Origin of the sequence: [Phormidium] sp. LEGE 05292, assembly GCF_015207735.1 — a bacterium.
In the GTDB taxonomy this organism is placed as follows: Bacteria; Cyanobacteriota; Cyanobacteriia; order Cyanobacteriales; family Aerosakkonemataceae; genus Floridanema.
The window spans coordinates 44,447-60,110 of sequence record NZ_JADEWG010000028.1; the positions used below are offsets into that span (position 1 = coordinate 44,447).

Here is a 15,664-nt window from a genome sequence, read left to right on the forward strand (position 1 = left end):
AGGCAAAATTAGCCATGAAAACTAAAAGTTTGTCTAATTTCCTCATGTTTACTTCTGGTTTTTTACTAGTAAGTACTTTAGCAAACCCAGTTCAAGCACTTGACTGTGGTTGGCAAGGAATTTTTTCTCCTATATTGAGAGGAAACCCAGAAGCAGAACGTCAGAGCTATTTAGGAAAACTTTCTGACATAGAACAAATTAATGAAATTTACATAGAAGTATTGGGGAGAGAAGTTGATTATCCAGGAATAGTAACTTGGACAAAAGAATTAGATCGGTATAGGACTATTTGCGAGATTCGCCGTGATATTGCTTATAGTCGAGAAGCCGAAGCAGCGATTAATCAAATGTACCAAGAAGTGTTAGGTCGCAATGTAGATAAAAAAGGTCTAGACATTTGGAAAAATGTGTTAGCTAAAGGTACAAGTTTGTATCGCATCCGGCTATATTTAGAAAAATATCGAGAGGAAATGGAGAAAAAATTTCAACAAGAGCAATCATAATTTTCTTAAGCCAATTTCTAGGCCAAGACAAACTCCTGTAAGGAAATTTAAGTCGAGATTTTCGATGCGATCGCTAACTTGATGATAATGAGGATTTCGCATAAAAGCTGTATCGGTAATCATCATCGATCGATAACCATTATCCCAAAAAGGAGCATGATCGCTCAAGCGAGTTTGCCGCACAACTTTACCTTGATTTGGCACTGGCAACCATTCCGCAGGTGTGCCACTTTTGCGGATATTTCGACTCAGTTTAATTAGATCGGGAATAGTCGTTAAATTACCAATCAAAGCAATAAAATTACCTGTATTTGGGTAAAACCTTTCTAATCCCGCTGGGTAACGTTGAGAGTTAGGCGCATGATTACAATAACCCAACATTTCCAAAGAAATCATCAGGCGCAAACGTTGCTTTTCTTGCTTTAATTTGGCAGCATATTCCTGACTACCAAGTAAACCATATTCTTCCATATCAAAAGCAACTAATCGCACGGGATATTTCAAAGGTTTAGCGGCAAATGCTTTCGCTAATTCCAACAATACAGCAACACCTGTACCATTATCATCTGCACCCGGACAATTTGGCACAGCATCATAATGTGCGCCGATTAAAATTGGCGGATATTTTTCTTGGTTTTTAGTTAAAGGTGGTAAATTTAAAATCAAATTTTGATGAGTTTGACCTCTAACAGCAAATTCGTGAGTTTCTACATTTCCCCATTGTTGGAATTGTTCGCGGATATATTGCTGGACAAAAAAATGACCTGCTGAGGAGAGATAGGGATCGCGATCGCGCACAATTTGAGTTAGATGTTCTTGTAATCTTTCTGTTAAATTCACGGGTTGTTCCTCCTGAAGATTCCCGCAGATTGGAAATCTGGGGCTATACAAACGAAGTCCGCCTGCGCGGACTTTTTTGCTTATTTATGCCTGATGAGATTCTAACCAATTGGTTAAATCAGCATATCCAATAGAAGCAAATAAATGGTTCCAAAAAGCGCGAGAGCAAGGTTTTTTAAATAGTCCTATTTCCAGTGACTATTTAAAATTAACAGGGGTTGGATAATTGCTTTTTTTCACTCTCCTTCCTTCACCTGACTCCTCACCCATTCTCGAAACAACCGAATTAAACTTGTTTCTCCCATCGTTTTTCCTAATTCCAAAAACCGCATAATTTCTGCTGACGTTAACAGAGGTAAACTCGGAGATCGATCGCACTCTCTATACTCCCCATCTTCTAACTGCAAAATTACCAACCGCCCATTATCATAACGCCAAATTTCAGGAACACCTAAAGCTGTGTAAATGCCTAATCTATTTATTGAACTACTGGTAATATCAATTTCAATTGCTAAATCTGGTGGGGGATATTCATTCAGATCGATTTGCTCTAAACTGCGAACAATAGCTTCATTTTCAATGTAAAAACATTTATCAGGTTCAAGCCCGCGTGCCAAATCTTCGCGTTGACAGGTTCTTGAACCTAAACTGCGAATTTCTATATTCAGTTCTTCTGTTAATGCTGTAACAAAACGACCTATCACTTCCGAGTTACTTTCATGAGGATCTAATGGTGTCATAATTTCTAATTTACCTCGATCGTAGGTCAAGCGAATTCCTGGTTGTTCTGCACAATCTAGCAACAAATCTTGATATGTTTGCCAGCTAATGTTCTCCAGCACAACTCGGTTAGCACTTTTGTTCAAAGTAGTAGTCATCATAGCGATGTATTTAAAAATGTAATTGCTTAACAGTAAATTCTATAACTCTGATTTTAGCCGATCGAACTTAGTCATGCAATTGTTTATATCCACCCAAAAAAACTAACTAAACTATTACAACTAACCAATGAATAAGCCTTAATTGTTGGAAAAGTGCAAAAAGCCACAATTATTCGCCAAGCGAGCTTATGAAAAAGATTTAATAAATCTAAAAAAAACATCAAGGGAATCTCCTAGTGGTAAAGTGAAAAATAAAAATAAATTCACACCACTTATTTAATATAGATTTAATGGAAAAACAGTCATCGTCAGAAAGAGTCAGAGCTCATGTTTTCATTACTGGCACTGTTCATGGTGTCGGTTATCGCCTAGCTACTTGGGACAAAGCTAACCAATGGGGAATCGGTGGTTGGGTGGAAGAAATACCCGATGGACGGGTAGAAGCTGTGTTTGAAGGAAATAAGGAACTTGTCGAAGCTATAATTCGTTGGTGTTACCGAGGGAGTCCTGATGCAGTTGTCAAAAGTGTCACAGTCGAATATGAAGAATTAGAGGGATTGAAGGATTTTATTATCAGGCGACCCAGCGAACTTAGTATTAAAAATGAGTTAAAAAATATTAAAGTTAAAACTATTAATATCCTCTTGTTTGTACATGGTGTAATTTCCAACGATACTCATTTTTCGGAAACGAAACTATATGATTTACTTTGGGAACCAGTTAAGAAACAGCATAAACTATCGGAACGAATTGATGATATTATTTCTGTAGATTGGGGTCATTATTTGGCAGATACAGAGGAATCAAGATTAGATGAAAGGTTGGCTAAAGCAGAGGAGTTTATTGCTAAACAACTAAATTTTAGAGCGAAGCCACAAAATATTACTAATAGTTTAGCAAATAATCCTAACTTACAACCTTGGTGGCGATCGCTACTCCACCCCCTCCAAAATCTCATTTGGTCGCAGGGAATTTGTGCAGCTATTTACTATAGTGGAATTGAAGGGAAAATTGCCTTACAACTAGCCGCTTACAGCCAAATTTTAGAGTTTATAGAAAAGTACCGTCATCAAATTGAGAAAGATTTATCTAGAAAAGAAACCACAATCAAAATTAGATTACACACAATTAGTAGTGGTTTGGGTACAAATATTGTTAACGATTTCTTACATGGTTTATTTTCCCCAATTGGAACCAGAATTAAAAATGACCCGGAACAAGCGAAAGAACCGACAATTGTTAGCAGTCAGATTTTAGCCGAGGAAAAACGAGAAACAGTAGAACGCTATTTATTTTGGCGTGTTGCTGCTGGGAAAAAACATTTAGAACTGGGATCGATCGTTACTATGGCATCGCAACTTCCGGTTTTATTACTAAGTTCCCAAAGGGTAGTGAATACCTTTGCTAATCAAGAAACTTTATCGGTTGATGAAATTGGCATTTCTGAGCAAAGCAAAGAAATCATTTGGAAAGTTTTTTATGGTATAGACGACATATCGGCATTTCCGATTAGTCCTCTATTTGGTAATCATCCAGCAATTGAGGACATTGCTATAGAAATGAGTAATAATTACAGTAATTATCCCAATTATTGGGAAAATGAAGTAATTCATACTCATGTAGCTGAACTTTTGCATAGAAGAGTTGTAAGTTAAAGAATTATGACAAAAGAATCACAAACAAACTTAATTCGCGCTCATGTTTTTGTTTCTGGATTGGTTCAAGGAGTAGGTTATCGTTATTCTACCTACAATCAAGCAAAGCAATTAGGTGTTTATGGTTGGGTACGCAACTTACCCGATGGTCGTGTAGAGGCTGTTTTTGAAGGGAAAAAAGCAGAAGTTGAGCAAATAGTTAATTGGTGTCATCAAGGAAGTCGTTCAGCTGAGGTGAAAAATGTAACGATTGAATACGAACAACCTCAAGGTTTAACAAATTTTGAAATAAAAGGACGAGATTGGTAGGTAAGAATGTAACTTATTTAACTGATTTTCTAGCGCAAATTAATAATCTATTGAATAGAGTAGTTACTTCACTAATAATTAATTTAAGTTAAGGAAAATATCTGAAAATATTTTTTTGAAACTATGTCTTCAAAAATACCACTTTATTTGCAACTCACTTCAAACTAAAAATACGTGGGTCGATCGCTATTTATGAAGGGGTGGGTCAAATCCCATTGGTGATTTCTTGTCTAATTTCTCCGCCTCCCCGCCTCCCCGCGTCAGCCCCAACCAACTACTTTTGACCACACCATTTTTGGAGTGACCGTAGGGAGTCAGCAATGAATAAACTAGAGAAATACTATCAAGTACTTGAACTAGAGCCTGGAGCTTCCTTAGAAGAAATTCAACAGGGGTATAAAGATTTGGCTATGGTGTGGCATCCAGACCGTTTTCCCAATCACCCACGACTGCAACAAAAAGCTCATAAAAAGTTGCAAGAAATCAACGAAGCTCATCAACATTTACGTTCCCATACTTACACTTCTGTTTCTATCGCTCCCCCACCCAATCCTGACCTAAAAAATCCACCATCTTGCTCGATTCAGAAAAACGGTAGCAACTTTTACCAAGAGCCAAAAACTCCGCCTAAACCTGAAAATATACACCGGGATATTGATGAACATTTGCGGTTCAGTAATTTCAATCGTAAAGATATGTTTATGTGGTTAGACTAAAGATTTTTTCAGAGAATTTAGTGGGGATTTGGCGATCGCTAATATGAATCAACTTAAATACACCTCTCCAAAAAAGAATGTAGAGACGTTGTATACAACGTCTCTACAAGGGCTCCGGGTAATACACTTTTAATTTCTGGAGAAGTCTAGTTATGAATATTCTCAGTCAGTACATATCCTTTAGTAAATAATCAATCATGAATCTGGCATCTCTATTGAGATTAAATCGCGCAATTCGTGTCATTGGATTCGATGATGCACCTTTTCAACGTCGCCGAGGAAGTCGTGTAGCCATATCTGGAATTGTCTGTGCCAATACCCGTTTTGAAGGTATGGTTTGGGGGTATGTCCGACAAGATGGCTGGAACGCTACAGACACAATTTGTCAGTTACTTATTGGCAGCAAATTTTTACCACAATTACACATTTTGCTACTTGATGGGATAGCCTTTGGTGGCTTCAATATAATAGACCTGCCGCTACTTTCCCAACGACTAGCACTTCCTTGTGTTTCCGTCATGCGCCATCTCCCAAACCTTAACGCAATGGAAACTGCTTTGCGCCGTCTTCCTCAACCAGAAAAACGCTTAAAAATATTGCAACGTGCAGGTACAATTCATGCCTTTCCACCTTTTTATTTTCAAGTTTGTGGCGAAACTCCAGAAGTTATTGCTGGGGTACTGCAAAGATTAACAGACTGCGGTAATGTTCCAGAAGCGTTGCGTCTTGCACATTTAATTGGAGCAGCTGTAATACAAGGTGAAAGTGGTAGATCCGCTTAAATTTGCTAAAAAGTTGTATTTCTTAAAAGTATTTTTACAAAAATATTACAAAATATTAAATATTTTCAATATTTGCATAATTAATAACTTTTTTTGTGCATCTTAGTATCAGTTAGTTCAATATTTGAAAGGATAAAAGTAGTTGGTTCAGAAATAATAGTAGAGGGAAAGTGCGATCGCCATAATCAACAGCAAAATTAAGAAGAAAGATCTATACTTAATCTCATCATACTAGGATAAAATTTTATATCTGGAAGGAAAAATAATAATATGACAACAAGGCAAATTATCACAGCTGAAGAAGCTAGTTTAACAAACTGTGAAATGGAACCTATTCAGATTCCTGGTTCAATTCAGCCTCATGGGATTCTATTAGTATTACAAGAACCCGATTTGACTATCTTACAAGCTAGTGAAAACACTCTGGAAATTTTGGGAATAAAAGCTGAAAATTTGATTAGTAATAACTTGAGTGTATTAATTGACGAATTACAGATTAAGTGCCTCAAAGAATGTTTATCTAGTGAAGAAATTCAGTCATTTAATCCTGTTAAATTTTCCATAAAATTCAATCAAAAAACTGTGTCTTTCGATGGCATCATCCATCGTATAAATGGATTATTAATTCTAGAATTAGAGTCAGCAGTATCTATAGAATATATGCCTTTTTTTAGTTTTTATCATTATATTAGAACCGCCGCTACTAAAATTCAAGAATCGCCTAATTTACAGCAACTATGCCAAAATATAGCTACAGAAGTACGGCATCTTTCTGGTTTTGATCGAGTCATGGTATACAAATTTAGCCCCGAAGGTCATGGAGAAGTAATTGCCGAAGATAAACGAGAAGATTTAAACAGTTATTTAGGATTAAACTACCCTGCTACAGATATTCCTAAACAAGCAAGAAAACTATATTCCTTGAATTGGATAAGATTAATTGCTGATATTAACTATCAACCAGTGCCTATTACACCACTGAATAATTCTGTCACTGGTAATCCTATAGATTTAAGTTTTTCTGGATTAAGAAGCGTCTCTCCCTTACACATAGAATATCTGCAAAATATGGGTGTTGGTGCTTCTATGTCCATATCTTTAATGAAAGAGCAAAAACTTTGGGGACTTGTCGCTTGCCATCATTATTCACCAAAATATATTAGTTATGAAGCTCGCACAGCTTGCAAATTTTTAGGACAAGTAATGTCCGTTGAACTCTCTTCCAAAGCCGATCGCGAAAATTACGATTATCAAATCAAACTAAAATCCCTAATTTCAAGATTTATTGAATATATGTCTAGGGAAAAAAACGTTTCAGATGGTTTACTCAAAAATTATCCTAATCTATTAGAATTAGTCAGCGCAGAAGGAGCCGCAATTTGTTTAGACCAGGAATTAAGAGTCATTGGCAAAACCCCATCATTAAGCGAACTTAAAAGCTTAACTGAGTGGATAGGTACTCACTTTAAACAAGATGTTTTCTATACAGATTCCTTACCTAAACTTTATCCAGAAGCTGAAAAATATAAGGATGTAGCTAGTGGCTTAATTGGAATTTCCCTGTCCCAAACACAAAATCATTATGTTTTATGTTTCCGACCAGAAGTTGTGCAAACAGTGAATTGGGCAGGTAATCCTTATGAACCAGCAAAAATCACTAAAATAATGGAAGATGGCAGCTTACGTCTCTCGCCTCGCAAATCATTTGAATTGTGGAAAGAAATCGTTAAATTTAAATCCTTACCTTGGAAACAATGCGAAATAGAAGCTGTACATGAACTCAGAGATGCTATTATTAAAATTGTTCTGCGTCAAGCAGATGAACTAGCTAAATTAATTGCAGCTTTGCAAGAATCTGAAGCCAGAGAACGAGAAAAAGCTGCTCAATTAGAACAAGCACTTAAAGAACTTCAGCGTACTCAAACTCAGTTAGTGCAAAGCGAAAAAATGTCAGCTTTGGGGCAAATGGTAGCTGGTATTGCCCACGAAATTAACAACCCAATTAACTTTATTTACGGGAATTTAAGTCATGCAGATGAATATACACAAGATTTGCTAGACCTGTTGAATTTATATCAAAAGTATTTCCCTGAACCTGGAAAGGAAATTACAGAAAAGGCAGAACAGGTAGAATTAGATTTTTTGGTGGAAGACTTGCCAAAACTTTTGGCTTCTATGAAACTGGGATCAGAACGTATTCGAGAAATTGTTTTAGCATTGCGGAACTTCTCTCGGCTTGATGAAAGTGAAATGAAATTTGTCGATATTCATGAGGGAATAGATAGCACTCTGTTAATCTTGAGTAATCGCTTGAAATCCAATCCTCATCGTACTGGAATTGATGTAATTAAAGCGTATGGTAAATTGCCAAAAGTAGAGTGTTATGCTGGTCAACTCAATCAGGTATTTATGAATATTTTAGCTAATGCCATTGACGCTTTAGAAGAGGGAATGGAAAACCCTTCATTAGTAGATTGGGGAAAAGCAGATTCTCAATATTCATCACCTACGATCGAAATTTGCACCTACTTAGTTGATAATAATTATGTATGTATTCGCATTAAAGATAATGGCTGCGGTATTGCAGAAGAAATGCAAAGCCGCTTGTTTGATCCATTTTTTACTACTAAAATGGTAGGTAAAGGTACAGGCATTGGATTGGCAATTAGCTATGCTGTTGTAGTGGAAAAACACCAAGGTAAGCTCACTTGTAATTCAGTAAAAGGAAAGGGAGCAGAGTTGATTATTGAGATTCCGATAACAGCGTCTTAAATAAACTACTATGTATTTAAATTTAATATTTAGGTTGATAGGGAGATGGGGGGAGGAATTGACAGTTTTTGCCTAGCACCGAAAATATACAATTTAGGTGCTTTTTAGCCGATCGCTTCCCTTTAGTAGTCCCGTTCAAACTGGGTTCAAACCCTGGTGTACTCTTAATAATGACTATGTAAAATTTATCAAAAAAGTGATATAATTCTTCATGGTCATCTATGAATAAAGATGGCAATCAATACTGCTCAGTTTTTTGGTATAGATTTAACTAATTTGGTAAATCTATTTTTCAGTAGTTGTGGCTTTTTCTGTCGCTTTTTCGATCGCGGCTTTTTCCAAGGCGGCATTTTCCAATGCTGCGGTTGTTAGTGCTTCATCTAAAGTTTTTCTGGCAGCTTCAGCTTCCGCTATTGATTCGCGAAATTGAATGTTAACTTGGGCAAAATTTTTCAGGGATTTTAACCCTTCTTTGATTTGTTGAATTTGTTCTACGGTGACTTCTCCAGCAAATAATAAATCAATTTGCGATCGCGCTTCTTGAGCCGCTGGACGTAACTCCTCGACTCGCTGGCGTAAGCTGGCAAATTGGGTTAAAATTTGCACCGCTTGCACTACCCCAGAATCTTCACCTGTGCTTTCTTTTAGATTCACATTTCCCTCTGCTTTGGCATCTTTAATCATAATTAACTGATCGGGCCCAAAACCATCTTTTAAATCTATGTCTAATTCTCCTGAATCCATTAATTCTAGTAATTGTTCTATCGCTGCTTCCCGATTTTTTTTTGTGTCATTTTTACCTGGCACAGTCAAAACTACTGTTGGATCTTCAGCTAAAGTATATTGCGGCATATTCAATCTCCCTCTGTAGTTTATTTACTCAAAAATCTATTCTTATTCGTACTTTTATTATACTAAACAACGGGTACACTCAGATCTTGCAGCATTGCAGGCTAATAGAGAAAGTTCATTGAAATGGACTGAAGAATTATTGATAATTTTTTGGTGTTGCAGTCAGTTTTAACTGACTTTTGCTATCAGATATTGCGATCGCTTGAACTTCTTTTGAGTGCGATCGATCTATACATTTGGATCTATCCCTAACTCGCGCAATCGTTGAGCTAATTGCTCAGCACGTCGAGCTTGTTGTTCGGCGCGTTGAGCTTCCTGCGCGGCGCGTTGAGCTTCCTGCGCGGCGCGTTGAGCTTCCTGCGCGGCGCGTTGAGCCTCATATTTAACCTGTTCTTCAGGTGTCAAATAGCGTTTTTCTTCTGCGTCGTACCAATATAACCATTCTCTTGTCACGCCAGAATAATTGCCCCTTTCACACCCAATTCCTAAACCTATTTCAGGCATCCAAACAGGATTTCCTAACTGTAATTCATACTTGCCATTGACTAACTTATGGACTTCCAAACGCGGTTTGCGGCGACGACGTGACGAATAAATAACATAATAAAGTATGCCTAACCCTTCATATTCAGCTAATTTATCGCTGTATTCCTTCCGATAGTTTTGAGAAACGACTTCTAGCACAAAAATTGGTGTAACATTTTCATCCCACAATACATAACTGGGACGCAATTCTTCATCATAAAACCGTTCTACCCCTAAACTCAAGAAAGCATCTGGGACAATCGCAGGTCGATCGGGGTGATAATAAATACCCATATCGATGCCAAAAAACCAATCCATGCGTTCTGCCCAAAGAATAAGCAAAATCGCCTTTAGCAATCCTGGTATTAATTCTTGCAGTTCGTTATCCACAGGTGCCTCATCAGAGTCAGGTAGTTCTTCGGCAGAAGGTAAGTATCTCGGTAGGTTGTACTTTAACATGGCAGCTTTCCCGCAAACTCACTCGAATTATAGCGTTTCCCTGTCGTGCGATTATTGTATTTCTTGTGTCGTCAATTTTGTTAATTAATCAGATTAGATTTATACAATAAATCAAACCCTCTGCCTGTAAAGTAAACTTTAGCTTCTTCCGAATCTTATTTACCGCAGACTACGCGATACGCCTACGGCACGCTACGCGAACGCATATTCTTGATACAGAAAAGCGATCGCCTATCCTTGAGACAACATAGCAAAAGTGTTATTTCGCATTGTCATTTTATTTATTTATAGGGCAATAATCTGAACAATTAACTGCTTGTGAAGTCAGAGCAATAGAGGGATTTACAGCGCATCGTAGATAAGGATTGTTTGTAAAATAACGACAGTTTTTACAAGGAACTTGCTCCAGATTTTTAATGATGGAAATCTTATGTTTGGCAAATTTTAACAGATCCGTAGACAGAATCAAGTACATCAACCAAAAGGTAAAAAAAGTACTGGGAATTATATATAATGAAGCAGCAGAAATATCTGGCAAATTCGGTTTATTTACATAGGGTTCCGAGTTAACTGATTGAATTTCTTTTACTTCATTTATAGTTGATAGCATCGGTTCTGAAGTAGAAAAAATAAGGGAGTTTTCAACTGACATTTTGTTCGCCTCTGTTACTAAAAGTTTACACAAAAATTTCCCTTAAGAATGAAACTGGGAATTATTTTATACAACTCTCTTTCTGGAGAATGTTTAACCTCAGCACCTAGTAATGCCAAACTTAATCAAGTCTCGTCAAAAGTTTATATTAATTTCAAACCTATTATCTGTTTAACAAAAATTTGGGTTCTTTTTCACCTGTCTTAAGGATTAAGTAAAAAGTGTAAATTTGTGGTTTTTGGGATGTATTCTAAGAATAACCAGTTATTCATGCACAGCAATTCCAAACAATTGTTTAATCTGCATATCTCTAGGAGTATCTAATTTTATAGATGCTAAAATATTGCATCTATCTTAGGTTTAATTGAGGAGTAGGTAATTGACTTAATTGATAAAATTATCAAACTTTGAGTAAATATTTTGCTTGAGGAATTACTTCTCTCAAGCTATGAAACAAATATTTGGCTGATTTAAACATTAAAATCAATTACTTGCAAGCGATCGCAGTTGATAGTATCTGCCAAAATTGTAGTTACCTTAGCACTGGTATGAACTTCTAACACACCTTGGACTGGTGCTTGAAATAACAAAAGTTGTCCTGGAAAAACAACTCTCTCAAAATACCAGTTAGGGACATTTGCAATTCGCAAAATTTGTAATTTGTTAGAAGCATTTTTATAATGACACAAAGAGAGTGGTATTGAACTAGATTTATCTTCTGTAAAAGTGGAGGAACTAATCATGACAAAAAACGCCTGAATCTAAAAAACATCTTTTAAAGTATCTTGATCGAAGACTATCTCATATAAAAATAAGGATTTTGTAAGGATTAGTTAATTTTGCTAGTTTATTGTAATAACAGCCTAGTATCTTACATTATTGTTTTGATGGAATCAATGAATATGCAAGAAATTGTCAACAATACCTTAACTTGGATCGCGCAACAGGGCCCTTGGGGTGCGATCGCATTTATCCTGATATACAATCTCACCACCGTGCTATTTATCCCAGGTTCACTTCTCACATTGGGAGGAGGTGTCATTTTTGGTGTATTTTGGGGTTCCCTTTATGTATTTATTGCTGCCACAATGGGAGCAACATTTGCATTTCTTATCGGCAGATATTTAACTCGTGATTGGGTAGCCAAAAAAATTGCCGATCGTCCTCAATTTCAAGCTATTGATAATGCCGTTGCCAAAGAAGGTTTCAAAATAGTCTTACTAACTCGCCTTTCACCAGTATTTCCCTTCAATCTTTTAAACTATGCCTTTGGAATTACAAAAGTTTCCTTAAAAGACTATATTCTAGGTTCAATAGGCATGATACCCGGAACAATTATGTATGTTTATATTGGTTCCTTAGCAGGTGACATTGCCATGATTGGCGCAGGGAATGTACCCACAAATCCTCAAGCAGAAACCGCTAAATGGACAATTCGGATTGTAGGTTTTATTGCCACAGTTGCCGTCACAATTTACATTACTCACCTTGCCAAAAAAGCTCTCCGAGAAAGTGTTAATTAAGGAGTAAATTATATGTCCAAAACCGAAAATTTAACAGTTTCCCCAATGGATGTATATAATCAAAAATTATTAGCTCAAGTACATCCTCAATATTGGATAAATCCCCAACCAGCAGAACGTTATAACTTAGTTGTAATTGGTGCAGGAACAGCGGGATTAGTAGTTGCTGCTGGTGCCGCAGGTTTAGGCGCAAAAGTGGCTTTAATAGAAAAAAATTTAATGGGAGGAGACTGTTTAAATGTTGGTTGTGTACCTTCAAAAACTATAATTCGTTCTTCTCGCATTATGGCTGATATTTCTCATTCTCAAAAATTCGGGATTCACGTTCCTGATGGTATAAAAGTTGATTTTCCCGCTGTCATGGAACGGATGCGAAAAATCAGATCTGATATCAGTCATCATGACTCTGCACAACGATTTCAAAATCAATTAGGAATTGATGTTTTTCTGGGTGAAGGTCATTTTTATAGCAGCAATTCTATTGAAGTTGCTGGTAAAATTTTGCGGTTTAAAAAAGCCGTAATTGCTACAGGTGCAAGAGCGGCAACTCTGGATATTTCAGGGTTAGAAGAAGCTGGCTATCTCACAAATGAAACTGTATTTAACCTCACCGAAAAACCGCAACGTTTAGCAGTAATTGGTGGCGGGCCAATTGGTTGTGAATTAGCACAAACATTTCAACGTTTGGGTTCCCAAGTTATTTTGTTCCATAACAATGAACATATTCTCGATCGCGAAGATGCAGACGCAGCAGAAATTGTCCAAAACGCATTTATTCAAGAAGGCATTAACTTAATCCTAAATTCTAAAATTAATAGAGTAGAACAGCAAAATGGAGAAAAAGTTATTTACTATGAATCTCAAGGCAAAGAAAACTCTGTAACAGTAAATCAAATTCTGCTTGGTGTGGGAAGAAAACCAAACGTAGAAGGATTAAATTTAGAAACAGTTGGCGTTAAATATGATGCTAAAAAAGGTGTTTTTGTTAACGATCGCTTACAAACAACAAATCCCAACATTTACGCCGCAGGCGATATTTGCATGAAATGGAAATTTACTCATGCTGCTGATGCTGCGGCGAGAATAGTAATTCAAAATGCTCTGTTTTTAGGCAGAAAGAAATTAAGCACACTCACGATGCCTTGGTGTACTTATACAGATCCAGAAATTGCTCATGTTGGAATGTATGAATCTGAAGCAAAAGAACAAGGTATTAATGTAGACACATTTTTTATTCCTTTAACTCAAGTCGATCGCGCAATTGCTGATGGAGAAGAAACCGGATTTGTCAAAATTCACGTCAAAAAAGGTAGCGATAAAATTTTAGGTGCAACCATTGTAGCGCGTCATGCCGGAGACATGATTAGTGAAGTTACTTTAGCAATGGTTAACAACATTGGATTAGGAAAAATTGCTTCCGTAATTCATCCTTACCCCACTCAAGCTGAAGTAATTCGTAAAGCAGCAGACGCATATAATCGCACTCGTCTGACACCATTTGTTAAGCAATTATTTACTACTTGGTTAACTTGGACAAGATAGTGACTATTGGTATGAGGAATCCCAGTACCGTAGGACAGGCATCTTGCCTGTCATCCCCAGTCCCCAGTCCCCAAAACCCGAATGCCAACTAATCTTTAGTAATCGGTAATTTAATAGTAAAAGTTGCTCCTCTACCGGGAACACTACTAGCAGTAATAGTACCATTGTGAGCTTCGACGATTCGCTTGGCGATCGCCAAACCTAAACCTGTACCATTACCAGAACGAGAGCGATCGGCTGTATAAAACTGTTCAAAAATATGTGGCATATCGCTTTCGTTAATACCTACTCCTTGGTCACTAATTTTTACTATAATTTTGTTAGCTTCTATCTGTCCAATAATGGAAACTTCCGAATTACTCACGGAATACTTAATCGCATTATCTAAAATATTTAAAAAAGCTTGTAAAAGTCTTTCAGGATCGCCATTGACTTTCACATTAGGTAAATCTAACTTAATTCCCACATCATTAGACTGCAATCTTAATTCTACTGCTCTTACTGCACGTTCAATTAAAGATTTTAAGCGAAAATCTTTATTTTCTAGTAGAGTCACACCTGCTTCTAATCTGCCTAAATCTAGCAAATCGTGAATTAACCGAGATAAACGTTTCACCTCTTCTTGTGCAGTGCTAATAAAGCGATCGCGTATTTCTGGTTCTTCATCTGCCCCACTTGATAAGGCTTCCAAAGTCACAAAAACATTACTTACCGGAGTTCGCAATTCATGAGAAACATTAGCTAAAAAAGACCGTCTTTCACTATCCAGCGAAGCCAATCTTTCACTCATTCGATTTAATTCAATAGCTAATTGACCTAACTCATCATCTTGACGAACACTTAATTTATCTCCAAAATGACCACTACCCATTCGCACCGCAAAATTACACATTGATTGGATTGGTCTAGCCAAGCTCCGAGTCAAACATTCGCTAATAACAGCGCAGAGTAATACTGTAATAATTAATGTTAGTAAAACTGACAAAATTAATCTTTGAAACTGGCGCTGGAACTGCTCAATAGTGATTGACATTCGCAACACACCTAGTAACTGACCATTGCGAACTATAGGTTTAGCAGCATATAATCGCTCATCATTAGATAAAAGACCTTTTGCTTTGCCTTGAACAGCTTTCTTTTGCAATGCTTCTTTAACTCCAGGAACCTCCAACCAATTAGTTATATTTTTGTCAATATCAGGGGCAGAAGTTGTCAGTAAACGACCTTGAGGATCAAAAATTCGTAGTGTAATTGATTCTGGTGAACCATAACGTTTTACAATGATGTCCACCCGTTCCACATTCTTATTTTCTAATGAGTCAGCTACACTTTCACTAAGAGCTGTTGTCCAGGAATCTAAATCCGATTGCCTGGTTTTCATAAAATAATCATGAAAAGAAAGCAAAATGTAACTTGCTAAAACTGATGTACCTAAAGCAGTAAGTGCTAAATAAGTAGTAAATAATTTTGTATGAATTGAATTCCATTTAATCCGAATTAGCATCTACTTCCTAAATTTTGGGGACTGGGTACTGGTGACTGGGTACTGGGGAGGTGGGGAGGCTTCCGTGAGCGTCAGCCGAACGGTAGGGGGAGTAGAAGGAAGTAGTGAAATTATTCTCCCCATCCCCCCATCTCTATCATCCCCCCATC

Annotated in this window: 15 protein-coding genes; 8 read left to right on the top strand and 7 right to left on the bottom strand. The window is 37.0% G+C overall.

The window, feature by feature from the left end:
• Positions 1-14: 14 nt before the first annotated feature.
• On the top strand, positions 15-503 hold the full coding sequence (locus tag IQ264_RS10910; protein ID WP_193980801.1) for a DUF4214 domain-containing protein: 489 nt from the start codon (positions 15-17) through the stop codon (positions 501-503).
• On the opposite strand, the gene IQ264_RS10915 is transcribed toward IQ264_RS10910, so the two are convergent.
• Both IQ264_RS10915 and IQ264_RS10920 read right to left on the bottom strand, forming a co-directional pair.
• Complete coding sequence (locus IQ264_RS10915) at positions 498-1,343, bottom strand: M20/M25/M40 family metallo-hydrolase (protein ID WP_193980802.1); 846 nt, start codon at positions 1,341-1,343, stop codon at positions 498-500. The genes IQ264_RS10910 and IQ264_RS10915 overlap by 6 nt on opposite strands.
• 236 nt (positions 1,344-1,579) lie before the next feature.
• Positions 1,580-2,224, bottom strand: coding sequence for a Uma2 family endonuclease (locus IQ264_RS10920; RefSeq protein WP_322744658.1), 645 nt, complete (start codon positions 2,222-2,224; stop codon positions 1,580-1,582).
• A gap of 290 nt (positions 2,225-2,514) precedes the next feature.
• On the opposite strand from IQ264_RS10920, the gene IQ264_RS33680 reads away from it, so the two are divergent.
• The 5 genes from IQ264_RS33680 (at position 2,515) to IQ264_RS10945 (ending at position 8,458) form a co-directional block, all read left to right on the top strand.
• On the top strand, positions 2,515-3,879 hold the full coding sequence (locus IQ264_RS33680; RefSeq protein WP_193980803.1) for an acylphosphatase: 1,365 nt from the start codon (positions 2,515-2,517) through the stop codon (positions 3,877-3,879).
• Between the two features lie 6 nt (positions 3,880-3,885).
• Positions 3,886-4,188, top strand: a complete 303-nt coding sequence (locus tag IQ264_RS10930) for an acylphosphatase (protein ID WP_193980804.1) — start codon at positions 3,886-3,888, stop codon at positions 4,186-4,188.
• A 320-nt stretch (positions 4,189-4,508) separates the two neighbouring features.
• Positions 4,509-4,904: a J domain-containing protein gene (locus IQ264_RS10935; protein ID WP_193980805.1), complete on the top strand. Its 396-nt coding sequence runs from the start codon at positions 4,509-4,511 to the stop codon at positions 4,902-4,904.
• 197 nt (positions 4,905-5,101) lie between these two features.
• A complete protein-coding gene (locus IQ264_RS10940; RefSeq protein ID WP_193980806.1) occupies positions 5,102-5,686 on the top strand; it encodes a DUF99 family protein in 585 nt (194 codons plus the stop codon).
• Between the two features lie 270 nt (positions 5,687-5,956).
• Entirely contained in the window at positions 5,957-8,458 is a 2,502-nt protein-coding gene (locus IQ264_RS10945) for an ATP-binding protein (RefSeq protein ID WP_193980807.1), read from the top strand.
• A 285-nt stretch (positions 8,459-8,743) separates the two neighbouring features.
• Here the strand turns inward: IQ264_RS10945 and IQ264_RS10950 are convergent, their stop codons facing one another.
• The 4 genes from IQ264_RS10950 to IQ264_RS10965 form a co-directional block, all read right to left on the bottom strand.
• Entirely contained in the window at positions 8,744-9,310 is a 567-nt protein-coding gene (locus IQ264_RS10950) for a hypothetical protein (RefSeq protein WP_228061446.1), read from the bottom strand.
• 228 nt (positions 9,311-9,538) lie between these two features.
• A complete protein-coding gene (locus IQ264_RS10955) occupies positions 9,539-10,294 on the bottom strand; it encodes a Uma2 family endonuclease (RefSeq protein WP_193980808.1) in 756 nt (251 codons plus the stop codon).
• A gap of 277 nt (positions 10,295-10,571) precedes the next feature.
• Complete coding sequence (locus IQ264_RS10960; protein WP_193980809.1) at positions 10,572-10,946, bottom strand: hypothetical protein; 375 nt, start codon at positions 10,944-10,946, stop codon at positions 10,572-10,574.
• 470 nt (positions 10,947-11,416) lie between these two features.
• On the bottom strand, positions 11,417-11,689 hold the full coding sequence (locus IQ264_RS10965; RefSeq protein ID WP_193980810.1) for a DUF1830 domain-containing protein: 273 nt from the start codon (positions 11,687-11,689) through the stop codon (positions 11,417-11,419).
• Positions 11,690-11,842: 153 nt separating this feature from the next.
• Between IQ264_RS10965 and IQ264_RS10970 the strand changes: the two genes are divergently transcribed.
• Together IQ264_RS10970 and IQ264_RS10975 are read left to right on the top strand one after the other, a co-directional pair.
• Entirely contained in the window at positions 11,843-12,469 is a 627-nt protein-coding gene (locus tag IQ264_RS10970) for a TVP38/TMEM64 family protein (RefSeq protein ID WP_413470345.1), read from the top strand.
• A 12-nt stretch (positions 12,470-12,481) separates the two neighbouring features.
• A complete protein-coding gene (locus tag IQ264_RS10975) occupies positions 12,482-14,011 on the top strand; it encodes a mercuric reductase (RefSeq protein ID WP_193980812.1) in 1,530 nt (509 codons plus the stop codon).
• Positions 14,012-14,099: 88 nt separating this feature from the next.
• Here the strand turns inward: IQ264_RS10975 and IQ264_RS10980 are convergent, their stop codons facing one another.
• On the bottom strand, positions 14,100-15,515 hold the full coding sequence (locus IQ264_RS10980; RefSeq protein ID WP_193980813.1) for a sensor histidine kinase: 1,416 nt from the start codon (positions 15,513-15,515) through the stop codon (positions 14,100-14,102).
• Positions 15,516-15,664 lie beyond the last annotated feature (149 nt).